The 23,227-nt window shown below is 38.3% G+C and carries 22 protein-coding genes; 15 read left to right on the forward strand and 7 right to left on the reverse strand.

The genetic code is table 11. The features are described from left to right. Positions 1 to 165 precede the first annotated feature (165 nt). Both purM and purN read left to right on the forward strand, forming a co-directional pair. Positions 166 to 1,239: a phosphoribosylformylglycinamidine cyclo-ligase gene (purM, locus tag AAGD37_RS01790; RefSeq protein WP_341760562.1), complete on the forward strand. Its 1,074-nt coding sequence runs from the start codon at positions 166 to 168 to the stop codon at positions 1,237 to 1,239. A 3-nt stretch (positions 1,240 to 1,242) separates the two neighbouring features. After that, on the forward strand, positions 1,243 to 1,845 hold the full coding sequence (gene purN / locus AAGD37_RS01795; RefSeq protein WP_341760563.1) for a phosphoribosylglycinamide formyltransferase: 603 nt from the start codon (positions 1,243 to 1,245) through the stop codon (positions 1,843 to 1,845). A gap of 58 nt (positions 1,846 to 1,903) precedes the next feature. Here the strand turns inward: purN and erpA are convergent, their stop codons facing one another. Next, positions 1,904 to 2,242 (reverse strand): iron-sulfur cluster insertion protein ErpA, encoded by a 339-nt coding sequence (gene erpA / locus AAGD37_RS01800; protein WP_341760564.1) that lies wholly within the window; start codon positions 2,240 to 2,242, stop codon positions 1,904 to 1,906. A gap of 351 nt (positions 2,243 to 2,593) precedes the next feature. Here erpA and argS point away from each other — a divergent pair, with 351 nt between their 5' ends. The 8 genes from argS to AAGD37_RS01840 all read left to right on the forward strand — a co-directional run bounded on the left by argS (position 2,594) and on the right by AAGD37_RS01840 (position 10,351). Then, positions 2,594 to 4,360 carry an arginine--tRNA ligase gene (gene argS / locus AAGD37_RS01805; protein ID WP_341760565.1) on the forward strand — a complete coding sequence of 589 codons (1,767 nt, stop codon included), beginning with the start codon at positions 2,594 to 2,596 and terminating at the stop codon, positions 4,358 to 4,360. A 266-nt stretch (positions 4,361 to 4,626) separates the two neighbouring features. Next, on the forward strand, positions 4,627 to 5,274 hold the full coding sequence (locus AAGD37_RS01810; protein ID WP_341760566.1) for a hypothetical protein: 648 nt from the start codon (positions 4,627 to 4,629) through the stop codon (positions 5,272 to 5,274). A gap of 355 nt (positions 5,275 to 5,629) precedes the next feature. Continuing rightward, positions 5,630 to 6,748 (forward strand): ABC transporter ATP-binding protein, encoded by a 1,119-nt coding sequence (locus AAGD37_RS01815; RefSeq protein ID WP_341760567.1) that lies wholly within the window; start codon positions 5,630 to 5,632, stop codon positions 6,746 to 6,748. A 222-nt stretch (positions 6,749 to 6,970) separates the two neighbouring features. Then, positions 6,971 to 7,150, forward strand: coding sequence for a twin-arginine translocase TatA/TatE family subunit (tatA, locus tag AAGD37_RS01820; RefSeq protein ID WP_341760568.1), 180 nt, complete (start codon positions 6,971 to 6,973; stop codon positions 7,148 to 7,150). 42 nt (positions 7,151 to 7,192) lie between these two features. Then, entirely contained in the window at positions 7,193 to 7,450 is a 258-nt protein-coding gene (gene tatB / locus AAGD37_RS01825) for a Sec-independent protein translocase protein TatB (protein ID WP_341760569.1), read from the forward strand. Positions 7,451 to 7,549: 99 nt separating this feature from the next. Continuing rightward, positions 7,550 to 8,338 (forward strand): twin-arginine translocase subunit TatC, encoded by a 789-nt coding sequence (gene tatC / locus AAGD37_RS01830; protein ID WP_341760570.1) that lies wholly within the window; start codon positions 7,550 to 7,552, stop codon positions 8,336 to 8,338. Positions 8,339 to 8,355: 17 nt separating this feature from the next. Next, on the forward strand, positions 8,356 to 9,645 hold the full coding sequence (serS, locus tag AAGD37_RS01835; protein WP_341760646.1) for a serine--tRNA ligase: 1,290 nt from the start codon (positions 8,356 to 8,358) through the stop codon (positions 9,643 to 9,645). A 64-nt stretch (positions 9,646 to 9,709) separates the two neighbouring features. Next, a complete protein-coding gene (locus AAGD37_RS01840) occupies positions 9,710 to 10,351 on the forward strand; it encodes an rRNA adenine N-6-methyltransferase family protein (RefSeq protein ID WP_341760571.1) in 642 nt (213 codons plus the stop codon). 66 nt (positions 10,352 to 10,417) lie between these two features. Here AAGD37_RS01840 and AAGD37_RS01845 read toward each other — a convergent pair whose 3' ends face one another. Beyond that, the gene (locus tag AAGD37_RS01845) at positions 10,418 to 11,194 is read right to left on the reverse strand and encodes an NAD kinase (protein WP_341760572.1); all 777 of its coding nucleotides are present in this window, start codon (positions 11,192 to 11,194) and stop codon (positions 10,418 to 10,420) included. A gap of 198 nt (positions 11,195 to 11,392) precedes the next feature. On the opposite strand from AAGD37_RS01845, the gene tmk reads away from it, so the two are divergent. Genes tmk through AAGD37_RS01870 form a run of 5 tightly spaced genes read left to right on the forward strand, consistent with a single transcriptional unit; the run spans position 11,393 to position 16,265 of the window. Beyond that, positions 11,393 to 12,037, forward strand: coding sequence for a dTMP kinase (gene tmk / locus AAGD37_RS01850; RefSeq protein ID WP_341760573.1), 645 nt, complete (start codon positions 11,393 to 11,395; stop codon positions 12,035 to 12,037). Positions 12,038 to 12,040: 3 nt separating this feature from the next. Then, positions 12,041 to 13,063: a DNA polymerase III subunit delta' gene (locus tag AAGD37_RS01855; RefSeq protein WP_341760574.1), complete on the forward strand. Its 1,023-nt coding sequence runs from the start codon at positions 12,041 to 12,043 to the stop codon at positions 13,061 to 13,063. A gap of 18 nt (positions 13,064 to 13,081) precedes the next feature. Then, entirely contained in the window at positions 13,082 to 14,626 is a 1,545-nt protein-coding gene (metG, locus tag AAGD37_RS01860) for a methionine--tRNA ligase (protein ID WP_341760575.1), read from the forward strand. A gap of 1 nt (position 14,627) precedes the next feature. Next, positions 14,628 to 15,404: a TatD family hydrolase gene (locus AAGD37_RS01865; RefSeq protein WP_341760647.1), complete on the forward strand. Its 777-nt coding sequence runs from the start codon at positions 14,628 to 14,630 to the stop codon at positions 15,402 to 15,404. A gap of 39 nt (positions 15,405 to 15,443) precedes the next feature. Beyond that, positions 15,444 to 16,265 carry an MBL fold metallo-hydrolase gene (locus AAGD37_RS01870; protein WP_341760576.1) on the forward strand — a complete coding sequence of 274 codons (822 nt, stop codon included), beginning with the start codon at positions 15,444 to 15,446 and terminating at the stop codon, positions 16,263 to 16,265. A gap of 10 nt (positions 16,266 to 16,275) precedes the next feature. Here the strand turns inward: AAGD37_RS01870 and AAGD37_RS01875 are convergent, their stop codons facing one another. The 5 genes from AAGD37_RS01875 to AAGD37_RS01895 form a co-directional block, all read right to left on the reverse strand. Next, a complete protein-coding gene (locus tag AAGD37_RS01875; RefSeq protein ID WP_341760577.1) occupies positions 16,276 to 17,076 on the reverse strand; it encodes an ABC transporter permease in 801 nt (266 codons plus the stop codon). Next, the gene (locus tag AAGD37_RS01880; RefSeq protein WP_341760648.1) at positions 17,073 to 18,005 is read right to left on the reverse strand and encodes an ABC transporter permease; all 933 of its coding nucleotides are present in this window, start codon (positions 18,003 to 18,005) and stop codon (positions 17,073 to 17,075) included. Before AAGD37_RS01880 ends, AAGD37_RS01875 begins: the two co-directional genes overlap by 4 nt. 71 nt (positions 18,006 to 18,076) lie before the next feature. Next, positions 18,077 to 19,186: an ABC transporter ATP-binding protein gene (locus AAGD37_RS01885; protein WP_341760578.1), complete on the reverse strand. Its 1,110-nt coding sequence runs from the start codon at positions 19,184 to 19,186 to the stop codon at positions 18,077 to 18,079. 82 nt (positions 19,187 to 19,268) lie between these two features. Then, the gene (locus AAGD37_RS01890) at positions 19,269 to 20,360 is read right to left on the reverse strand and encodes a polyamine ABC transporter substrate-binding protein (RefSeq protein WP_341760579.1); all 1,092 of its coding nucleotides are present in this window, start codon (positions 20,358 to 20,360) and stop codon (positions 19,269 to 19,271) included. A 267-nt stretch (positions 20,361 to 20,627) separates the two neighbouring features. After that, positions 20,628 to 23,108 carry a penicillin-binding protein 1A gene (locus AAGD37_RS01895; RefSeq protein ID WP_341760580.1) on the reverse strand — a complete coding sequence of 827 codons (2,481 nt, stop codon included), beginning with the start codon at positions 23,106 to 23,108 and terminating at the stop codon, positions 20,628 to 20,630. Positions 23,109 to 23,227 lie beyond the last annotated feature (119 nt).

Below are 23,227 nucleotides of genomic sequence, written 5' to 3' on the forward strand. Positions count from 1 at the left end.
TCAAAGAAACTCTGAATATTAACATCTTCCTTGTATTGAATAGAATTTATATATTATGAGATAGAAATTATCATTCGTTTAATACTATAGGGTTTATTCTTTATAATTTCTGAAAATCTTAGATAAGATAATAATATTTTAGTTTAGTATAAAAATAACTGTCTGATGAATGAAAAAATGATGAATATCCCTTCCCTCTCTTATGCTAGTGCAGGTGTAGATATCGATACGGGAAAGGCGCTCATAAGCGCAATCAAGCCGTTTATCTCTGTAACACAACGTCCTGGCACTGACGGTTCAATTGGAGGATTTGGTGGTCTATTTGATATAGCTGAAATCGGGTATAAGGATCCATTGTTAGTGGCTGCAAGTGACGGTGTCGGGACCAAATTAAAGATAGCTATAGAAACCGCACAACATGGCACAGTCGGACAGGATCTAGTTGCTATGTGTGTAAACGATCTAATCGTACAAGGTGCAGAGCCACTTTTTTTTCTTGATTATTTTGCGACCGGAAAACTTGATAATGCTGTAGCAGTGTCGGTGATAGCCGGTATAGCAGAAGGATGCAGACTTTCAGGTTGCGCTTTGATAGGAGGTGAGACAGCTGAAATGCCGGGTATGTATCAGCAAGGTGACTATGATCTAGCAGGTTTCTCTGTTGGTGCTGTCGAAAGGGGAAATCTCCTTCCCAAGAGGATCAAGGAAGGTGATCTATTGCTAGGACTGAGCTCTAGCGGACCTCATTCTAATGGATATTCATTAATAAGAAAGATTATAGACAGAAGTGGATTAAGCTGGTCTTCCTTCTCACCTTTTGAACGAAACAAAACGATAGCTCAATCCGTTTTAGAACCAACACGCATTTATGTGAAATCCATTCTTAGCATTTTAAAAAAAACGACTTCTATCCATGCTATAGCTCATATTACTGGTGGAGGTTTGACAGAGAATTTGTCTCGCGTTTTGCCAGAAGGTCTTGTTGCATCAATTGACTTGTTATCTTGGAAGCCCTCGCAAATTTTTTCATGGCTTCGTGAAATGGGAAATATAGATGATGATGAGATGTTACGGACATTTAATTGTGGAATCGGGATGTTGATAGTATGTGATTCTGCTAGCGCAATTTCTATTAGTCAAAATCTTCAAAGATCTGGAGAACACGTTACAGAGATCGGAATCCTTAAAAGTGGAGATGGTAAGAACGTTTCTTATTCGGGCTCACTCGATTGGAAATAAGTTATGAAAAAAGTTCGAGTTGCCGTTTTAATTTCAGGGCGTGGATCGAACATGATTTCACTTGTAGAGTCAGCAAAAGATACTTCGTATCCAGCAGATATTTCTCTTATTATCAGTAATAATCCTAATGCAGACGGCGTAAAATCAGCTCAAAAAAGAGGGATTCCTACACATATTGTTGACAATAAATTTTATGAGTCTCGTGAGGAACATGAACAAGCTATCCATGAGCTTTTAATAGCTTATGATATAGATATCATTTGCTTGGCTGGATACATGAGAGTATTGACACAGTTTTTAGTCTCTGCTTGGCTGGGTAGAATACTAAATATTCATCCCAGTCTCTTACCTTTATTTCCTGGTCTTAATACCCATAAACGTGCTCTTGATTCAGGTATTCAAGTACATGGGTGCACGGTTCATTTTGTCAATAGTCAATTGGATGGAGGTCTCATTCTGACTCAAAGCACAGTTCCTGTGTTGCCAGACGACGACATAAGGACACTCGCTTACCGAGTACTTGAGATGGAACACATACTCTATCCGAAAACACTTGCGCTTGTCGCAACAAGAAAATTGTCTTATCTGAGTAAAACAAGACGTTAACATGAAAAATAAAGAACGATTAGAAATCACAAAAACAAATCCTTTTCCTTTTCTATTTTTAGAGAGAAAAGCTCGTTCCGCATCCACAATTCTTTGTTGCCTTAGGATTGTTAATCTGGAACCTCTGACCCATTAGATTATCTATGAAATCAATTTCAGAACCATCCATATACATCAATGATATGGAATCAATTACTATAATTGAATCACTTTGGTCGATGATGAAATCATCATCGGCAGGATTTTCTACTAGGTTAAATTTATAAGAAAAACCGGAACACCCCCCCCCTTCAACAGAAATCCGCAAAGCAGTTTTTTCATTTTGTGAGGATAAAATCTCAGAAATTCGTTTCGCAGCAGAATTGGAAAGAGTAACTCTATTTTTTAAATTTTTCATTGAACGTTCTTCAATAAAGGAAAGTAACAGTGAAAGATCTTTTATTTTAAGATCCATGAATCGTCAAACATTTACTTGATATAACTCATGAATCTGCTTAAGTAAAATTAGTAATTTGAACCCCTTCCTTTCTGATGATTAGAATCATTGCTATAATAAAATGACTGAAATTCGAAGAAGATATGATCAGTTAAGTTAGAGTTATTCTTCTGAAAGTTATCTCTTTCCTAACGTGATTAGATTCTTAACGTAAGAGAGGTAAAGTTCTTTAGAACTTTCTAATTAGAAATCCCACGATAATGGAACCTTTCAATTAGCAAGAACTTTGGATAAAGATCTAAGATAGAATCAATGAGCAATCTTTATAAAGATTTAGAGTCGTCTCTTAAAAAAAAATTGAAATTCTCTCTCTTTAGAGAAGTAGATGATTTGGATGTGGATGCCATCAATGTAGAGACTCCTCGTCATTCTAAGCATGGCCATTTTTCAACTAATGCGGCTATGGTCTTGGCTAAACAATTAAGAAGAAGTACTAAAGAAATAGCGGAAGAGATTGCCTCTGATTTGTTAACTGAAGATCATATTATTTCAGTAGATGTCGCCGGTCCTGGATTTATCAACATTTGTTTTTCAGATATCTATTGGTCAAATCATCTTGTTACCATTTTGGATCCGTCTTTTCTCTATGGATCGAGAAGTGTTGGTCATGGAACAAAAGTTAATATCGAGTATGTTTCTGCAAATCCTACAGGTCCAATGCACGTCGGTCATTGCCGAGGGGCAGTTGTTGGTGATGCATTAGCAAATTTGCTAGAGTTTTCTGGTTTTGATGTGACCCGTGAATATTATATTAATGATGCAGGGGGTCAAATTGAAGTTCTTGCTCGTTCAGTCTTTATGCGTTATCGCGATGCCTGTTGTGATGTAATTAGCGAACTTTCAGGGGATTTTTATTATAGTGGCAGTTATCTTCTTCCTGTTGCTGAAGATCTCCGTAGAAGGTATGGAAATAGCCTTCTTAAAATGTCGGAAAAAGACTGGTATTCTATTGTTAAGGAATTTTCTATCAATGCAATGATGGGAATGATACGTTCTGACCTTGATGCTTTAGGGGTTAGACACGATATATTTTTTTCTGAAAGCAGTCTTCACTTAGTGAGTCCATCTAAAACAACACCGATCGCTGAAGCGATCAAAGTTTTATCTGAAGCTGATTTGATTTATGAAGGTACATTACCTCCTCCGAAGAAGAAGTCATCAGAGAACTGGGAAGACCGTCAACAACTCTTATTCCGGTCTACTAACATGGGGGATGATATAGATAGAGCTCTTATAAAATCAAATGGAGATTATACTTATTTCGCGGCAGATGTAGGCTATTTTAAAGATAAGTTTGATCGTGGCTTCAAAGAGATGATATTGATCCTTGGTGCTGATCATAATGGTTATGTCAAGCGCATGAACGCTTTAAGTAAGGCTATATCTGGTGGTAAGGCTAGGTTGAGTATTTGTTTGTGCCAACTGGTCAAGTTGTATCGTGATGGTGAGCCTGTGAAAATGTCGAAACGTTCTGGTAATTTTATCACACTGCGTGAGGTAGTTGATGAAGTTGGTTCTGATGCTGTAAGGTTCATGATGCTTTACCGTAAGAACGATGCACCGCTGGATTTTGATTTTTCTAGGGTGAACGAACAAAATAAGGACAATCCAGTATTCTACGTTCAATATGCCTATGCACGATGTTGTTCGATCTTTCGCCAAGCTTCTCAGGAGCTAGGCATAAACCTTGATACAAAATCTTTGCAGACTGCTAAAGTTGAACTTCTTAAGGCAAAAGATGAATTAGCGCTGATCCGGAAGCTTGCAGAATTTCCTAAAGTCATTGATGTTTCATCACGCACACACGAACCTCATAGGGTTGCTTTTTATTTATATGAGCTGGCAGCATTATTCCACGGCCATTGGAGTAAGGGGATATCAGAACCAAAGCTCAGATATATTAACACAAAAAGTCTTGATCTCACAGTTGCAAGACTGAGCTTGGTTCAGGGAATTAGAAATGTCATTGCTTCTGGATTGAGAATCATAGGAGTAAGTCAACCTCAAGAAATGCATTAGCATTTTTCTTTAATTAGGATACATCTCTTTTGTTCTCGGTGCGAACGTATGGATGATAGTTAGTTTTCTTTTATATATTAGATAAATTTTCTTTATTAATTGAAAAAAATCCCATTTCTTCATATATCCTTTGCTGTATGGGATTGTTCATTAGAAATAGTATTTCTCAAAACCGAGTTAATTGAGTAGGTAAGTCATTCTATTTTTTGTTAAATATATGATTAAGGAATCGATACTTCCTGCTTAATCAAAAGAAGAGGACTGTTTTGACAGAGGAACTGGATCCTATCATCGACCACAGAATTATGAAACTAAGTGTTCATCCTCTTACTGAATCGTCTTCAGCTTATGATGAGCCCGAGCTCATATCGATGCCTCTATTTGAACTACCTGTTTTAGATCATTCTGTTCCCAGAAAAGATGATGTGGACTGGCATTCATCTTTAATGATCGATTATGTTGCTGAGTTTCAAGACTGTATTCCACAAAACCGAACCAGTTTAGGATATAGTTATCCCCTAAACAAGAATAATAAAGATGATGATGACAATGTATTCGCTAATAATGAGTTTACTATTTCTACTTTAAGGGAAATAGAATCAGAAAATAAAAAGCGTTATCTTAATTTTTCGCGATTCAGGTGGGTGTCTACAAAACGAATTCTTCATATTTTTTCCAGCTTATTTTTTTCTATTTCTGCTCTTCTTCTTTTCTATAACTCTTTTTCTCTTAATGAACCTTTAGAAGTGCAGACTATTATTGCTTCTTCCGCACCGGTAAAAGTGAAACCCAAAGAAGTAGGTGGCCTATTGATTCTGAATCAAGATCAAAGGGTATATAGAGATGTCGATGGTACGGCTTCAGAGACGCCTAGGCAGACGAAACTAGAAGATCATACTGTTCTGTTCAATTAACAAAGATGATAACAGAATCTATGATGATATCTGAAGACATAACATTAGTTCTTGACTGTTATGATCGTTAGAAGGTTATTAGGAGACTTGTTCATATTGACGTGACGAGATTGCTCGATCGCTTTGCTTTGCTGTACAGACTATGAGTATAGAGGCCAAGAAAAACGGCTTAAGGGATTCTACATATTAGCATACTAACCCCCTCAAACTAGGTCTTTAACAGATCATTAGAATTCAAGAAATATTAAGTCCTTATCAAGGGATAAGTTATTTTTATTCTTCATTCTTTAAAGAAAATTCTTTAAAGAAGAACTGTTTAGAACTATCAACAATTATCTCAAAGATCGACATACACATGAATTGGGGAGTTCGCAATACGTCTGGCGTATCCATTCCTGCTGAGTTAGTTTTTAATCAAGTAAGCCACTGTATAGCCAAAAAAAATATTCTCACTGACGTCTCGTTTGTAGCACGTTCAGGAACTGTAACCTGTTTACTTGGACCCTCCGGGTCAGGAAAAACAACGTTGTTACGATTGGCTGCAGGTATGGAACGACTCTTTTTAGGCAGAATTTTACAGGATGGACGTGAGATGAGTAGTGCCTCGATATGTATACCTCCAGAAAAACGGGGCATTGGTTTTGTTTTTCAGAATTATGCCCTTTTCCCTCACTTATCTGTTTTCAAGAATGTTATCTTTGGATTGAAGCACCTTGGTCATTCCGAACGAAAACTGCAAGCTATGCGAATGCTAGAAAGGGTCGGTCTTCTGAACCGAAAAGATGATTATCCTCACCAGCTCTCAGGCGGTGAACAGCAACGGATTGCACTAGCCCGTGCACTGGCCCCTCGCCCTGGTGTACTTTTAATGGACGAACCATTTTCGAGTCTTGATAGCCGACTACGAGATACTATGCGTGAAGAAACTCTTGCTATACTACGAGAGACACGCGCAACATCGATCATTGTGACTCATGATTCTGAAGAGGCTTTGAGAATGGGTGATAAGATTATTCTCTTGCAAAAAGGTCGATTAGAGCAATCCGGTTCTGGTCATGATCTTTACTATCATCCTAGGAGCCTTTTTGCTGCAAGATTCTTTTCTGAATTAAACTATTTTCAAGGTATCGTTAAATATGGACAGATTATGACGCCGCTAGGACCTGTCCCTGTTCATGGCCATGGCCTAAAAAATGGCGATATGGCAATGGTCGTCGTCCGCATTAGTAGCATTAATATAGAGCCTTTTTCTTCACTGAAGCCAGGAGAAAAATATGAGATTGAAGGGCGCGTACTCAATGCTGATTTTACAGGGGATCATTTATATCTTCGCATAGGAATTCCTGGCTATGAACAACCACTTTCAGTACGAGTTAAAGAAGGAACACTACCAGAGTCTGTATTAAATGGAACTGGAAGAATCTCTCTGAATCTTAGCTTGGACGGATGCTTTGCTTTTTCGACTTTGAAATAAAGAATGGATTAAGATGCCTTGACGAAGGCATCTTTAAGCAATAGATGTAAATTCACTGTTAATAGATACGATATCGTTATTCCCTTATGCATACTTTTTCGATCAAGATTCAAGATGACTGACGATTCATGGTTTTCTTTTAGTTAAGAGTAGAGTGGCTGATGTGAATAGTAATATTCACTCTTGCTAGAGAGGCAAGAAACATTTTAGGAGTTTAAGATTATGGGGAATATTGGCATTTGGCAGCTTGTCATCGTCTCTGTTATTGTTCTTCTTCTCTTTGGACGTGGTAAAATTTCCGAGTTGATGGAAGATTTAGCAAAGGGGATCAATTCTTTCAAAAAGGGATTGCATGAATCGCACATCGATGATGAAACGAATATTAAAAAGGCAGAAAAATAGGAAGCTAAATGAGGCAAAAGAGTTTTATAGAGGGATCGTTCTTTGTTTGATATTGGATGGCCAGAAATGTTGTTAGTATCAGCTGTTACCTTTGTTGTTGTCGGTCCGAAAGATCTTCCTCGTGTCTTGAACTGCTTTGGGCATGTAGTCCGAAGACTTCGTTTCTTAGTTTTGGATTTTCAGAAGCGATTTGATGAATCTTTGAAGGGGACTTGTCTTGATGAAGTAAAATCTGATTTAGATTTTAGCTCTTCTTTTTTGATAGAATCTCCCAGAACACCATCTAAATCAAAGGATTGAAATTCCAGTGAGTGCTTTCATGATAACTAATTTAATTTCATTGACTTATAAGGCTTTTTCTCAATCGTCAAAGATGCTTTAAAAGTAGAATCCAAATGCATGAACGATCAAGATATAGAGAGTAAAACGGTTCCGTTTATTGAGCACTTAACCGAATTACGCCAGCGTCTTTTTCGGATTTTTATTGCTTTTTCTATTCTGTTTTTCGTTTCTTTTTATTTTTCTAAAAAGATTTTTAATATTCTGGTCATTCCTTATGAAAAAGCAGCCGGTTACGATCGAAACTTGAAGCTAATTTTTACTGCCCCTCAGGAATTCTTTTTAGTTCAATTGAGGATTGCTTTCTTCACCGCGCTATTTTTTTCATTTCCATTCATAGCGACTCAGATTTACAAATTTATGGCACCTGGTCTTTACAAGAATGAGCGGCGCGCTTTTATTCCGTTTTTATTTGCGACGCCGATCTTGTTTATTTTAGGTTCGTTTCTTGTTTTTTTTGTTGTGATGCCCTTAGCAATGTCTTTTTTTCTTTCTATGCAACAAAAAGGTCAGATATCACTTGCGACTATTGAACTATTACCACGTGTGAGTGAATATTTAGGGTTAATTATGGTCCTTACGTTTGCCTTTGGGTTGGTTTTTCAGATGCCAGTTGTGATTTCTCTTCTAGCAAGAGCAGGTATTGTTTCTTCTGAAGCGCTTGCAATCAATCGTAAGTATGCTATAGTTATGTCCTTTATTGCAGCTGCGATTTTGACCCCTCCAGATCCTATCAGTCAAATATGCCTTGCTGTTCCTATCCTCATTCTCTACGAATTATCGATATATGCAACTCGTTTTATTGAAAGGAAAAAGGTTGAGCGTGAGTCCATCAACACAGATCCGTGATCATGACGGGTTCAGTCATGTTTGATATTAAATGGATCCGTGAAAACCCTGAAGAGTTTGATAGAGGACTTGCTAAGCGTAGAAAAAAACCAATGGCTAAATATCTTCTTGGACTGGATGAAGACCGACGTTCTCATATCTTGGTCTTACAGAAAGCACAAGAAGCGCGTAACAAAGCTTCTAAAAAAATTGGTGCTGCAAAAGCAGATGGTGATGAAGTAGAAGCAGAAGTAGCTATCAAAGAAATTGCTAACCTGAAGCGGTTTTTACAATCTGCTGAGGAGGAACTAAAAATAAGAACAGAATCTCTCAATAGAGCGCTAGCTTCTATTGACAATTTACCGGCTTCTGATGTCCCAGTTGGTAAAAATAAAGAAAACAATATACTGTATCATAAGCATGGATCTCAATCCCAATTCGGGTTTCAGGCTCGTGAACATTATGATCTTGGTGAATCTTTAGGTATGATGGATTTTGATGTCGCTTCCCGATTATCTGGTAGCCGTTTTGTTATTCTGCATGGTGGTCTAGCGCGACTCGAGCGTGCACTAGGGCAATTCATGCTTGACATACACACTGAAAAACACGGATACACTGAAATTCAGCCTCCGGTTCTTGTAAAGGGTGAGGCTTTGTATTGTACGGGGCAGTTACCAAAATTTTCAGAAGATCTATTTGGGACAACAGATGGAAAATGGCTCATACCTACAGCTGAAGTTCCTTTGACGAATCTTGTTAAGGATCAAATCTTGACACAAAAAAGTTTGCCACTTCGTTATACTGCGTTAACGCACTGTTTTCGTTCAGAAGCTGGTTCTGCTGGATATGATACAAGAGGTATGTTACGACAACACCAATTCTCTAAGGTTGAACTGGTTTCAATTACAGAGGCAGAAAGATCTGACGATGAGCATGAGTACATTCTTTCCTGTGCTGAGGAAGTTTTGAAAAGGCTAGATTTACATTATCGGGTTATGGTTTTGTGTTCTGGTGATATGGGGTTCTCTGCCCGTAAAACCTATGATATTGAGGTCTGGTTGCCTGGACAGGGAGTATATCGTGAAATCTCAAGTTGTTCGAATTGTGGAGATTTTCAGGCTAGGCGTATGAATGCCCGTTATCGTGATCGTGAGTTCGATAGTCAAAAGATTCGCTTTGTTCATACATTGAATGGTTCTGGTATTGCTGTAGGGCGTGCTTTGATTGCTATCATAGAAAACTATCAAAATGAGGATGGTTCGATCACCATTCCTCATGCATTGAGTTCCTATATGGGGGGGATTTCAAAAATTGAAAAGGTTCTCTAAAGAATTTTAGGCGATTCCATCATTTGGAAAAAAGAGTTTAGCACAATTTTCTTAATCTTATAAAATGTCAAAGTCCGAAGATATTGTAAATCTTTTTCTTACGTTACGTGGATATGGAATATCTGATCCTATTTTTTTAAAGGCTATAGAGTCTACACCTAAAGAACAATTTATTCCATCTCAGTTTTATAATCTGGCCTGGAAGGAAATTACGATACCCATTCCTTGTGGTCAAACAATTATTCCAGCTGTTATATGTATGAGACTTCTTGATGCGCTGGAAGTTCAGTCTACGCACTCAGTATTAGAGGTAGGAACAGGAACAGGATTTCAAACCGCCTTACTATCTCGGTTGGCTAAGAAAGTATATTCAGTGGAGAGGTATCGTACACTTGTTGAAGAAGCTCGTGGTCGATTCTGTCGTCTTAATATTCAAACCGTTCAAATTTTTCATGCTAATGCACTTAATTTAGAGTCTGACCATAAGCTTTATGATCGTATAATAACCGATCTGGCATTTGATGAGATTCCTATCTCCCTTTTTAATTTATTAGCGTCTAATGGTGTTATGATTACAGCAATTGGACTTAAGAATGAAGAACAAATGGTTGTTAAAATAAAAAAAATAGGAAATCATTTTGAGAAACAGGATCTTTTTCCTGTCCGATTTAGCCAATTCGAAACTGGAATGCCTCAAATATTATAGACTGAGCATAGTCAAAACTCTCAACTCTCCATATATAAAAACTGATATAAGAGGATATGAAGAGAATTACTTATATCGAAATTGTTCGGCGAGAATCCGCTCTTCCCAGCTATGCTCAGGATCAAATAGAATTATACCATAAGCTTCTCTGTCCTCCTGAATATCGACCGTTAAGGCAGATTTAATTTCAGTGTTATCTGCGACGGCATTGACTAATCTTTTTTTAGGTTCCAAAATAGTAATGCGTATATTAACTGTATTCGGCAACAAGGCCCCATTCCAGTTACGAGGACGAAATGGACTGACTGGAGTTAAAGCAAGCAAAGGAGCCTTCATTGGCAAAATTGGGCCATGTACTGAAAGATTATAAGCTGTTGAACCTTGAGGTGTTGATACAATCACTCCATCACAGATCAATGCCTTCATTCGTTCCTTTTTATCGATATGGATCCTCAGTCGTGCTGCTTGATGAGACTGACGAAATAATGAAACTTCATTGAAAGCAACGGATTCATGTTTTTTTCCAAAGATATCGTGAGCTACCATACGAAGAGGATGAATAATCGCCCTTGACGCTTGATCTAATCTGGAGAGGAGATTCTTTTTCCGATATCGGTTCATCAAAAATCCGATCGTTCCCTTATTCATGCCGTAAACGGGGATACCAGAACTCATATAAGTCAGTTGTATTTTCAACATGAACCCATCACCGCCTAGAGCAACTAGGAGATCACAATTATCAGGAGTGTAATTTCCATAGCGTTTGACTAGATCACATAAAGCGGATTGCGCGATTTCTGTTTTACTAGAAACAAAAGCGATTTTTGGATATGATGTATGCATTATAATTCAATTTTAATAAATTTTCTGATAAGGACAGACTCATAATGCAGCTAACAATCTAGGACTATGATCCTTTAGAAAAAATTATATACTGTGAAAGTCTTGATCTCTATATCGTTAATCCTTAACGTGTTCCATCAATTATTATCTTATATTAGCTAGAACTAACAACTTTTGTTAAGATTAGAGTTTTGTCTTGTGAGCGGACTATTTATTACATTTGAAGGAGGGGAAGGAGCCGGTAAATCAACTCAAATCAAACGTCTTGCTTTACGATTGAATGACATGAGTTATAAAACTCTTATTACAAATGATCCTGGTGGAACACCTCGGGCGAAAGCAATACGTTATGCTGTTTTATCTGGTGCAGCCAAAAAATTTGGTAGTGAAATAGAAGCTGTTCTATTTGCAGCCGCTCGCGATGATAATGTCCAAAACATTATAAAACCAGCACTATTGAAAGGTAAGATAGTCTTGTGCGATAGATTTCTTGATTCTAGCCGTGTCTATCAGGGTGTATCAGGAGAAGTTGATCAAGAGTTTCTTTTAGGAATGGAAAAAGTTGTTACGGAAGGTGTGAAGCCAGATCTGACGCTGATACTAGATTTACCACCTGAAGAAGGGTTAAAGCGTTCTGCTCCGCTCTTGTCTAAAAAGGGAAGAGATCGTTTTGAAAGTGAAAACATAGAAGAGCAAATCAAACGCCGTAACGGTTTTTTAGAAATAGCTCGATCTGAACCTGATCGCTGCATTGTGATCAATGCTTCTGATAGTTTTGATAAAGTGAGTGATACTATCGATACAGTGATTGATACATTTCTTATGAGAAGAGAGAGGCAATGAAGAATGCATATTGAAAGATGTCCAGGTCCAGCGAAAATATCTTGTTTGGTCGGTCATGAAACTGCTATCCAGCAGTTTATAGCATCTCATGCTTCTGGTCGTCTACATCATGCTTGGATGATTACTGGTTTGCGTGGTATCGGTAAAGCTAGCCTTGCCTTTGCGTTTTCGAAATATCTTCTCAGAACAGCCCCTCACGATGGATCTCCTTTTCTGAATTGGGATGATAAGGTTCATCGACAAATTGCTGAAGAGTCTCATCCCGGTTTGATTCATCTCACCCCACGATGGGATGAGGAGAAAAAAAGAATGAAATCACGATTATCTATTAATGAGATCAGAAAAATTCGGACACTTTTTGATATGTCTTCTGGATCTAATAGCTGGCGTATTGCAATTATTGATTCTGCAGACGAGATGACTTCTAACGCAGCAAGGGCTCTGTTAAAGATTGTTGAAGAACCTCCAAAACAATCATTGTTTTTTATATTAGTACATTCTGCAGGCATGATAATACGAACGTTTCGATCACGTTGCCAAATTTTACGACTTTCTCATCTGTCAGATGAAGAGATTCTTTCAATACTGAATCAGTTCAAGCTAGAGGTTGATGAATACGATCTTTCATACTGTGTCCAGTTATCTAATGGTTCAGTTAGTAAAGCTTTGCACTTACTAGAAGGGAATATAATAGCAGAGTATCGCATCTTTGTTAAGTTGATGGAAGATCGAGCGATGGGATCTGCAAAGGAATGGCTATCAGCTATTTCAATCGCTAACAATTTAGCTTCACGTGAGAATGAAGGGGCCTTCCAGTTATTTATTGAACTAGTATCAAATTGGCTCGAAAATCAGGTGCGTTTGCAGTTAGATGGTTGGCCTTTATCTTCTTCTTCTCTTGCACCTATTGCCAAGGTATGGGAGAAATTGAACGAATCTTTAACCGTTTTAGACGAGTATAATCTTGATAGAAAACAGATCATTTTAACGCTTTTTCAACGTTTGTTTGCCCTTAATAAAATCTAGATTTGGTTATTTCTCCTCGTGAACAAAAAGTTTTACATTACAAGTGCTATTTCCTATCCCAATGGTGCACCCCATATAGGTCACGCTTATGAGTTTGTTTGCGCCGATGCTATTGCTCGGTTCAAGCGACTTGACGGCTTTGATGTTCGCTTTCAGATTGGTACCGATGTTCATGGTCAAAAAATGTGGCAAACTGCACGACATCTTGGCATATCAGTCCGTCAACTGAGTGATCAGAACTCTGATGTTTTTCAAAAGATGGCAGATATTTTTAGTATTTCTTACGATCGGTTTATTCGAACCTCTGATCTCGATCATCACACTGCATCGCAATCAATCTGGAATACATTGATGAAGAATGGTGATATCTACAAAAATGTCTATTCAGGTTGGTATTCTGTTCTTGACGAATCTTATTATGAAGAGCATGAAACGTACCGTGATAATAACGGTATTCGTTTTGGGTTGCAGGATACACCAGTAGAATGGATTGAAGAAGAAAGCTATTTTTTTCGTTTGTCCTCGTATGGCGATAAATTACTCAGGTTTTATGAAGAGAATCCAGATTTTATTGCCCCTAAAATTCGGCGTAATGAGATTATATCTTTTGTTAAAGGTGGGTTAAAGGATCTTTCTATTTCACGCACTACGTTTGATTGGGGCATCAAGGTTCCTGGCGATCAAGCTCATATTATGTATGTATGGCTAGATGCTTTGACAAATTATATTACTGGTGTAGGATACCCATATTCTGATAGTCCATTATGGTCGTACTGGCCAGCGGATGTTCACATTATCGGTAAAGATATTATCCGCTTTCATGCTGTTTATTGGCCAGCCTTTTTGATGTCTGCTGGTATTGAACTGCCCAAAAAGATATATGCTCACGGGCATCTTCTAAAAAACAGTCAGAAAATATCAAAATCAAGTAGAAACGGTGTTGATCCCATTGAGATGATTGACTTATATGGTGTTGATCCATTAAGATACTTTCTTCTGCGCAACATTCGCTTTGGATCAGATGGTAACTATACTCATGAAGAGATAGTGAATCAAACGAATGCCGGTCTATCGAATAATTTTGGTAATCTTGCACAACGGTCTTTATCTATGGTTTTTAAAAGCCTTGATGGTAAATTCAGCGAATCTGGCCTTCCTAATCTCCAAGATACTATTCTTCTCGAACTTTCTGATACTATGCTTAGCAAGTGCCGCGAGCAGGTAGATCTGTATCAACCCAACGTAGCCCTAGATGTCATTTGGTCTGTCTTAGATGAAACCAATAGATATTTTAATGAACAAGCCCCGTGGAACCTTAAAAAAAAAGATAAAGAACGAATGGGAACCGTCCTTTATGTGACATCTGAGGTGGTCCGTCAGGTGGCTATCTTATCTCAGGCGTTTCTTCCTGACAGTGCAACACGATGTCTTGATCAACTAAACATACCTAGAAATGAGCGATCATTTGCACACTTAGGAATCAAAAGTCGCCTTTCCCGTGATACTATTATCGAAAAGCCAAAAGGATTGTTTCCACGTTTTTTAGCAACAGTGTATGACTGATATGTTAGTTGATAGCCATTGCCATTTAGATTTTCCAGATTTTTCGGAAGATATTGATAATGTTGTTAGACGAGCTCGCGCTGCGGGTATTAATCGTATCGTAACTATCTGTACTCGTGTGAACCGATTTAATAAGGTACGGATGTTAGCACAACGCTATGATGATGTCTTTTGTTCTGTTGGAACTCATCCTCACAACGTTGATGAAGAACCAGATGTTACTTCTCACCAATTGATGAGTTTATCTGATCATCCAAAGGTCGTTGCAATTGGAGAAAGTGGTCTTGATTTCCACTATGAAAAATCATTAAGAGCGAGTCAAAGAAGGAGTTTTCTGTTACATATTGATGCAGCCCGTCAAACAGGGTTGCCTCTTGTAATTCATTCACGGAACGCCGACAGTGATATGATCCGCATTTTGGACGATGAAAACGCAGATCAATCTTTTTCGGCTGTTTTGCATTGCTTTTCTTCCAGTTTGAGACTGGCTGAATGTGTTATTGATCTCGGTCTTTATATCTCTTTTTCAGGGATTTTAACCTTTAAAAATAGCCAAAATATCTGTGATATTGCCTCTAATCTTCCTAAGAACCGTGTCATTCTGGAAACGGATTCTCCCTACCTGACTCCCGTACCCAAAAGAGGTGAACGGAATGAACCTAGTTTTACCATTTACACTGCAAAAGTCTTAGCTAAGATCTGGAAGGTAGAGTCTGAAGATGTCTGGAGGATGACAACAGATAATTTTTTCAATCTCTTTTCAAAAGTACCCAGATAATAAATCAACCTATCGCAGGTCAGAAAGTGAGTTTATGAGATGATAGATAGGGGATTTCGTGGCTATCATTTTACAATACTAGGGTGTGGTTCATCTCCTGGCGTACCACGTATAGGTTTAGACTGGGGTGATTGTGACTCGAGAAATCCAAAGAATCGACGTAGGCGATCATCTCTTTTAATTGAACGCTATGGTGAATATGGTAAAACAATCATTGTTGTGGATACAGGACCTGATTTTCGTGAACAGATGATTAGCGCTAATGTAGCCTTTGCAGATGGAGTTATTTATACTCATCCTCATGCTGATCATATTCATGGAATCGATGATCTGCGTAGTTTTGTTATTAATCGTCGTGAGCGTGTTCAAATCTGGGCAGATGATCGCACATCAATAAAGCTTCACGAAGCTTTTGGTTATTGTTTTGAAACTCCAAAAGGTTCCAGATATCCCCCTATTCTTGAAGAAAACCGTATTGTAGCGGGTCAAGAATTCAAAGTAAGCGGTCAGGGAGGGCCCATTGCCATCATGCCTTACCACCAAATTCATGGTGATATTTACTCTCTTGGATTTCGTATTGGTAGTTTGGCTTATTCAAGTGATGTCAGTGCTTTTGATCAAGGTGCATTTCATTATCTAAAAAATCTCGACATTTTAATTCTCGATGCCTTGCAATACAAAGAGCACCATAGTCACTTCAGTTTAAAGCAAGCCCTTTCATGTATTGATGAATGTAAAACCAAATGCGCTATACTGACACATATGCATATTGCTTTGGATTATGAAACAGTCAAAGCCGGTACTCCTAGCCATGTTAATCCTGGGTATGATGGTATGGTGATTGAAATCCCGGAGAGTTGATGGTTCTTTTTTAATTCGTTTTGATTTCCTTTTGTTTTTTTGATCCCGATGTCACCATTGCTATGGTTACTCCTATTGCAACGATAACAACTAATATGGTGCAAACCGCATTGATCTCAGGAGTAACACCTAATCTGACCTGACTAAATATCTTCATCGGTAGAGTTGTTGCGCCAGGACCCGAATTAAATTGGGCAATGATAAGATCATCCAAAGATAGTGTAAAAGCTAATACCCAACTAACAGCTATGGACGGTAATATTATTGGCAATGTGATTGAAAAGAAGGTAACAGTTGGTGTTGCTCCAAGATCTTGAGCGGCTTCCTCCAAGGCATGATCAAAACCAGTAAGCCTTGATTGTACTACAACAGCGACAAAACACATTGAAAACGTTATATGAGAGAGTATAATCGTGATGATGCCTCGATTGAAACCTGTTGTAACAAATAACAACAACAAAGATAGACCTGTAATAACTTCTGGCATGCCTAACGGAGCATAGATCATTCCAAAAAAGAGACAACGTCCTCTGAAGTGAGTATAGCGATTCAAGGCTAGGGCAGCCATAGTTCCTAAAACAGTTGAAGCCGATGCTGAAACAAGAGCAACCCTGAAAGTAACCCAAGCTGCATCAATGAGGCCCTTATTAGCTAAGGCAGCAGTATACCATTGGGTTGAAAATCCTCCCCAAACAGTCACCAATCGTGAAGCATTGAAGGAATAAATAATCAGAAAAATAATAGGAATGTATAGGAAAAAAAAACCAGAAATAACTGAGGTTAGTCCGAACCATGACCACGATCGATTCATGAACTCTTCTTTCGATCTATTGCTTCAATACGCTGAAGGAACCTAATAGGAATGATCAATATTAAGAGAAGAATAACTGCTACTGCACAAGAAATTGGCCAGTCCCGATTCTGAAAGAACTCATCATAAAGTATCTGACCAATCATCAAGGTCTCAGATCCACCTAGTAATGAAGGAATTACAAATTCCCCAACAGTGGGAATGAAAACTAATAAGCTACCAGCGATAATTCCTGGCAATGATAGTGGCCAGGTAATCTTCCAAAAAGCTCTAAAGGGTGTACAGCCAAGATCACTCGCAGCTTCAAGAAAAACCTGATCTTGCCTTGCTAGATTTGCATATAGTGGCAAAACCATGAATGGGAGATAAGAGTATACAATACCAATATACACAGCGATATTAGTATTTAAAATTATCAAAGGTTCTGAGATGACACCAAACCAAATAAGAAATTGATTTAATAATCCTTCCTTTTTCAGAATAGCAATCCAAGCATAAACACGAATGAGAAAGGATGTCCAAAATGGAAGGATTACAAGCATCAATAACATTGTTCGTATCGTCTGAGGGGCCTGCGACATCCCGTAGGCAAGCGGATAACCAATAAATAATGTAAGAACAGTTGATAGTGCTGCAATTTTCAAACTCGAAAGATAACTTTTCCAGTATAAGTGATCTTCAATGATAAATATAAAATTCTTAAAGGATAATTCCTGAATTTTTTTCCACCATCCCTGAATGGTATCATCCCATGCAAAAGTCGGTATATAAGGAGGTTGAGCCATAACAGACTTGGATAATGAAAGTTTTGCTATAAGAAGAAAAGGAGTCAGGAAAAAAAGTAATAACCAGAGATAGGGAAGCCATATTGTCAATCGAAAAAGAGCCCAGCGTATAAAGATAATTGTCTCTCTACAATCCGACGGAATCAATCTTAATTTTTTTTCCAATTTTCTATTACATCTGTAAATGGTATGATACATCTATCATAGCCCTTATTTCACTGGTTTAAAACGAAGGCGGCATCAGGCAAAAAAGAAAGCCAGACTCTATCTTCCCAGATAATTGGATCTTCATTTGAAATGTCGTGGTTTAGAACCGATACTTTTGCAAAATTTCCATTGTCTAGTTTGACTTTGTAAATTGTTAAACAACCAAGATAAGCAATGTCCCAAACTTCCCCTGCAAAGCTATTAAAATTTATACTTGGTTGTTTCCGGCTAATTGAAAATTTTTCTGGTCGGTTAGCAAACCAGACTGTATCCCCTTGCAAATATGATTGACTACACTCAACCCTAGCGACATCTCCTCCTTCGATTTCAAGACAAACGATGCCATTATCATTTGCCATGACTTTTGCACTGAGAAGGTTAATATCCCCTAAAAAATCCGCAACATAGGAACTATTTGGATTTTCATACATTTTAGAAGGGGGACCAATCTGGGCAATCTTGCCATTATCCATAATAGCAATACGATCAGCTACAGTCATTGCCTCTTCCTGATCATGTGTTACAATCATAAATGTAATACCCAGCTTTTCTTGCAATTCCATGAGCTCAAATTGTGTTTCCTCCCTAAGCTTGCGGTCCAAGGCGCCTAGAGGTTCATCTAATAACAACAGTTTAGGTTGTTTCGCTAGAGAGCGTGCTAGTGCAACTCTTTGTCGTTGACCACCAGAAAGCTGGTTAGGTTTTCGCTGAGCAAAATTCTCCATTTTAACAAGCTGGAGCATTTTTTCTACTCTGTCTTCAATTTCACCTTTGAGCATATCTTCTTGTTTAAGGCCAAATGCTATGTTGGACTCGACATTCATGTGTGGAAAAAGAGCATAGGACTGAAACATCATATTGATAGGTCTTTTCCATGGCGGTATTTTTTTTAAATCCTTGCCTTGAAGAAGAATACGACCCTCCGTTACTGTTTCAAAGCCTGCAAGCATCCTCATCAAGGTAGTTTTACCACAGCCGGATGGCCCTAGAAGGGCAAAAAATTCTTTTTCAAAAATATCAAGAGAGACTTGGTCCACCGCTGTAACAGCACCGTATTTCTTTGTTACCATCTCAAACTGAGCAAAGGGCTCTTTCGGAAGATCTATTTGTCGATTCATAAGAGCAATGATTTCACCAAGATTGCCAAAAATATAAAAGGGTTCACAATTGTATTCTTCATCGGTGAAGCCTTTTCATCTTTTACTGATTTGCTTTCACCTTGGTCCAGATACGTGTTATCAGACGCTGAATTGTTAAATCATAAGGAGTTGTTGTGTAAAGTTTGGCAAGGGTTGACTGATCTGGATAAATACCTGAGTCTGTAGTGATTCTCTTTTCAAGCATGGTCTGAGACTTTTTATTACCGTTGGCATAGTAAATGTAATTTGATGCTTTAGCGATCACTTCCGGGCGCATGATATAGTTAATGAATTCATGCGCTTCAGATACGTTGTTAGCATCCGATGGAATAGCGATCTGATCAAACCACATCATGGATCCCTGATTAGGAATGGCATAGCCAATCTTCACACCAGCATCAGCCTCTGCTGCACGATTACGCACTTGAAAGATATCACCAGACCAACCAACAGCCAGACAAATATCACCATTTGCCAGAGCATTGATGTATTCGGATGAGTGGAACTTTTGAATTCCAGAACGGATATTTTTCAATAATCTGCCAGCATCAGCAAGATCGTCTTTTTTCTTGCTATCTGGATTTTTTCCCAAATAGTTTAAGGCTGCAGGTATAATCTCCAATGGAGCATCTAAGATATGGACCCCACAATCTTTGAATTTCTCTAGTTTTTCTGGATCAAAGATTACATCCCATGACCGAATCGGACCCCCAATTCGGTCTTCGGCTTCTTTAATATTGTAGCCAATACCTGTTGTGCCCCACATATAGTTGATCGAATATTTGTTGCCTGGATCATATTGAGCAGTCCGATCACGAACTACTGACCACATATTCTCGGTATTCCCGAGTTTACTTCGATCCAAAGGTTGAAAAACACCAGCTTGAATTTGACGAGCTAAAAATATTGCTGAAGGAACAACTACATCATAACCAGTCTTACCAGCAAGCAGTTTAGTTTCTAGGATTTCGTTAGAATCAAAAACATCGTAAACAACTTTGATTCCAGTTTCTTTAGTAAAATCAGAAAGAATCGTCTCATCTATATAATCAGACCAGTTATATACATTGACTAGCCGTTGCTCAGAAAAAGAAAAATTTACAACTACCAAAGCTGCTGCAACAAAAGCTATTAGTTGTGAAATGATCCTCATGAATATTATTGCACTTCCCCAAATTTCTAGCTAGAATCTGACGATAAAAACTTTACCATTAGATACTTAATTCTAAGTCAGTGGATATGATTTTTGCAATGAAAATTATCTGTTTACTGTACTTATAAGATTAAAAGTAAAAGGAGACATGAATTCCGCAGCGCAAACTGGTGGACGGTTGAATCCGCTTAAGCGAAACCGATACGCCCAATCTTATGAGAGGATTGATGACTCTCTTGAGAAAAGTCAATTTCAAAGACTCTTACTTTAATAAAGCCCCCCAGTCCCAGAAAGGACAGCCTTTTCAGCATCAGATATTGTCATCCATTCTTGATATAGAAGATCACTTTTCAATCCAATAATTGAATGACCTTCATGAGGGGGGGCGGTACCAGGTTTGAAGGCTTCCATGATCACATCAGAAGCCCCTAATTCAGCTAGTAAACCTGTTTTAGGATTAATCGGATAGAGTTTGATGCCTTCAGGAACACGAAAATCAATAACAACATTTCTACTCAATGCGGATGTCATAAAGTCGACAAAGATAGGTGTAGCTAATCTCCCACCTGTATTTCCATGCCCCATTGGCTCAGGCTGATCGTAACCTACATAGACCCCCACAACCAAATCAGGTGAATATCCAACAAACCAGGCATCACGCTCCTCATTTGTTGTCCCTGTTTTACCGGCAATGGGTACTCCTAAAGACTGAACCCTTCGAGCGGTTCCTCTCAATACAACACCTTCCATCATTGAGGTAATTTGGTATGCAGTCATAGGATCAAGAATTTGATCTCTTTCATCAATTAACTCCGGCTCATCTTGATGATTCCATGAATCAAAATTGCAAGTTTTACAAGATCGTTTTTCGTGCCTATAAATAGTTTTTCCGTATCGGTTTTGTATACGGTCAATCATAGAAGGATAAATCTTCTTACCACCATTAGCGAGGACAGAGTAAGCACTGACCATGCGTATCACTGTGGTTTCTCTGGATCCTAGAGAGGCTGCTAAGCCTCTAATATCTTTGTCATAAATACCAAAACGCTTAGAATATTCTGAGATCAAAGGCATCCCCATATCATTTGCAAGCCTAACTGTCATCAAATTTCTGGATTTCTCAATACCTAACCGTAATGTGGAAGGTCCTGCGTATTTTCCACCATAATTCTTGGGTTCCCAGCTCCCAAGGGCCCCTCCCTGATCTCTTACAAAAGGAGCATCTAGAATGATAGATGATGGCGTATAGCCATTATCTAGCGCAACTGCATAAACAAATGGTTTAAATGATGAACCAGGTTGACGCTGAGCCTGAGTTGCACGATTAAATTGCGACAATGAAAAAGAAAAACCACCAACCATAGCTAAAACGCGACCTGTATGAGGATCCATTGCAACTACTGCACCACTGACTTCAGGGATTTGCTCAAGCTTATATCCACCGTTATCCTTAGGTGAAACCCAAACAACATCACCAGGAAATAAAAAATCACTAACATGTTTTGCTATCCAACTTCTTCGCTTCTTTTTTCCTTTGCGTTGTGTATTCTTTTTTGCCCAAGCCATATCAGATAATTGTAGAGTAGAGATAATACGTTTCTTGGCTATCTTACCATCGGTTAACCGATTGGGTTGGATACCAATTTTTGCAGAGGTGTCATCAGATTTCAATACAACAGCTAATAACCATTCAGGGAGATCAGATAATTTATTGATCTTAGCTAGTTGGATACCCCAGTCTTTACCAAGTCCTATTTTCTGATAAGCACCATAATATCCTCGTTTTCTATCATAATTGATCAAACCAGCTTTCAAAGCGGTTTTTGCTAATGTCTGCAGTTTAGGATTGAGTGTAGTACGGATAGATAATCCCCCTTCATAAAGCTGCTTTTTTCCATAGCGATTAATGATATCTCTTCTAACTTCTTCAGAAAAATATTCTGATGCAGTAAGATAATTCCCCCTTTTACGGAGATGAACGGAAAGATCCATCGCCTTTGCTTTTTTAGCTTTTTTAACCGTTATATAACCGTTAACGAACATTCTATTAATTACCCAATTCCGTCGTTTTAATGCGGCGTTGGTTTTTTTATAAGGATGGTAGTTATTAGGACCTTTCGGTAGCCCTGCTAGATAAGCAATCTCGTGTAACTCTAATTCATGCACTGACTTATTAAAATATCGGAGTGCAGCCCCTGCAACCCCGTAGGATCCTAAGCCAAAAGGAATCTCATTTAGATAAAGTTCCAGAATCTTTTCTTTTGAGTAGGTACTTTCAATACGTAAAGCTAAAATAGCTTCTTTTATCTTACGATCCACTGTACGATCAGAGGTTAGCAAAAAATTTTTTGCTACCTGTTGTGTGATCGTTGATGCGCCGCGTGCTCGTGCAACACGCCTGGAAATTTTTGCTTTCAGCCAATCAAATGTGGCCTTGCCCAATGCTAAAAAATCAATGCCTATATGATTATAGAAATTTTTATCTTCTGCAGAAATAAAAGCCTGCTTCACGATCGAAGGGACCGCATCAATAGGTAGATAAAGACGTCTTTCACGGGCATATTCCGCCATTAAGCTCCCATTAGACGAATAAATACGTGTCGTCACGGGGGGTTCATAGTGATTTAAGATATCATAGTCTGGCAATTCCTTAGAAATTTCCCTGATATAGAAAAATAGGGATCCGAAAATCAAACTAATTCCAAGGATACCAATGCCAATCATATGGCCCAAAAACCTCAAAAACATTGTGGAATGTTCCTAATTTTAATCCTTTCCAAATGAAGATTAATCATCTTTTGAAACAATCTATCTTAGATATTTCACTTTACTCTATGAAGTAATTGTGAGATCTAGATTCGTCTGCC

It is taken from the genome of Candidatus Endowatersipora endosymbiont of Watersipora subatra (genome assembly GCF_964026585.1).
Taxonomy (GTDB): Bacteria; Pseudomonadota; Alphaproteobacteria; order Rhizobiales; family Rhizobiaceae; genus Pseudahrensia.

Excerpts from the sequence above, each read along its gene's own strand:
- erpA (WP_341760564.1), bottom strand. The coding sequence starts at position 2,242 with ATGAAAAATTTAAAAAATAGAGTTACTCTTTCCAATTCTGCTGCGAAA.
- AAGD37_RS01865 (WP_341760647.1), top strand. The coding sequence starts at position 14,628 with ATGTTAGTTGATAGCCATTGCCATTTAGATTTTCCAGATTTTTCGGAA.
- AAGD37_RS01845 (WP_341760572.1), bottom strand. The coding sequence starts at position 11,194 with ATGCATACATCATATCCAAAAATCGCTTTTGTTTCTAGTAAAACAGAA.
- AAGD37_RS01855 (WP_341760574.1), top strand. The coding sequence starts at position 12,041 with ATGCATATTGAAAGATGTCCAGGTCCAGCGAAAATATCTTGTTTGGTC.
- AAGD37_RS01840 (WP_341760571.1), top strand. The coding sequence starts at position 9,710 with ATGTCAAAGTCCGAAGATATTGTAAATCTTTTTCTTACGTTACGTGGA.
- tatC (WP_341760570.1), top strand. The coding sequence starts at position 7,550 with ATGAACGATCAAGATATAGAGAGTAAAACGGTTCCGTTTATTGAGCAC.
- AAGD37_RS01895 (WP_341760580.1), bottom strand. The coding sequence starts at position 23,108 with ATGTTTTTGAGGTTTTTGGGCCATATGATTGGCATTGGTATCCTTGGA.
- argS (WP_341760565.1), top strand. The coding sequence starts at position 2,594 with ATGAGCAATCTTTATAAAGATTTAGAGTCGTCTCTTAAAAAAAAATTG.
- purM (WP_341760562.1), top strand. The coding sequence starts at position 166 with ATGAATGAAAAAATGATGAATATCCCTTCCCTCTCTTATGCTAGTGCA.
- AAGD37_RS01815 (WP_341760567.1), top strand. The coding sequence starts at position 5,630 with ATGAATTGGGGAGTTCGCAATACGTCTGGCGTATCCATTCCTGCTGAG.
- tatA (WP_341760568.1), top strand. The coding sequence starts at position 6,971 with ATGGGGAATATTGGCATTTGGCAGCTTGTCATCGTCTCTGTTATTGTT.
- AAGD37_RS01890 (WP_341760579.1), bottom strand. The coding sequence starts at position 20,360 with ATGAGGATCATTTCACAACTAATAGCTTTTGTTGCAGCAGCTTTGGTA.
- AAGD37_RS01885 (WP_341760578.1), bottom strand. The coding sequence starts at position 19,186 with ATGAATCGACAAATAGATCTTCCGAAAGAGCCCTTTGCTCAGTTTGAG.
- AAGD37_RS01875 (WP_341760577.1), bottom strand. The coding sequence starts at position 17,076 with ATGAATCGATCGTGGTCATGGTTCGGACTAACCTCAGTTATTTCTGGT.
- purN (WP_341760563.1), top strand. The coding sequence starts at position 1,243 with ATGAAAAAAGTTCGAGTTGCCGTTTTAATTTCAGGGCGTGGATCGAAC.
- serS (WP_341760646.1), top strand. The coding sequence starts at position 8,356 with ATGTTTGATATTAAATGGATCCGTGAAAACCCTGAAGAGTTTGATAGA.
- AAGD37_RS01870 (WP_341760576.1), top strand. The coding sequence starts at position 15,444 with ATGATAGATAGGGGATTTCGTGGCTATCATTTTACAATACTAGGGTGT.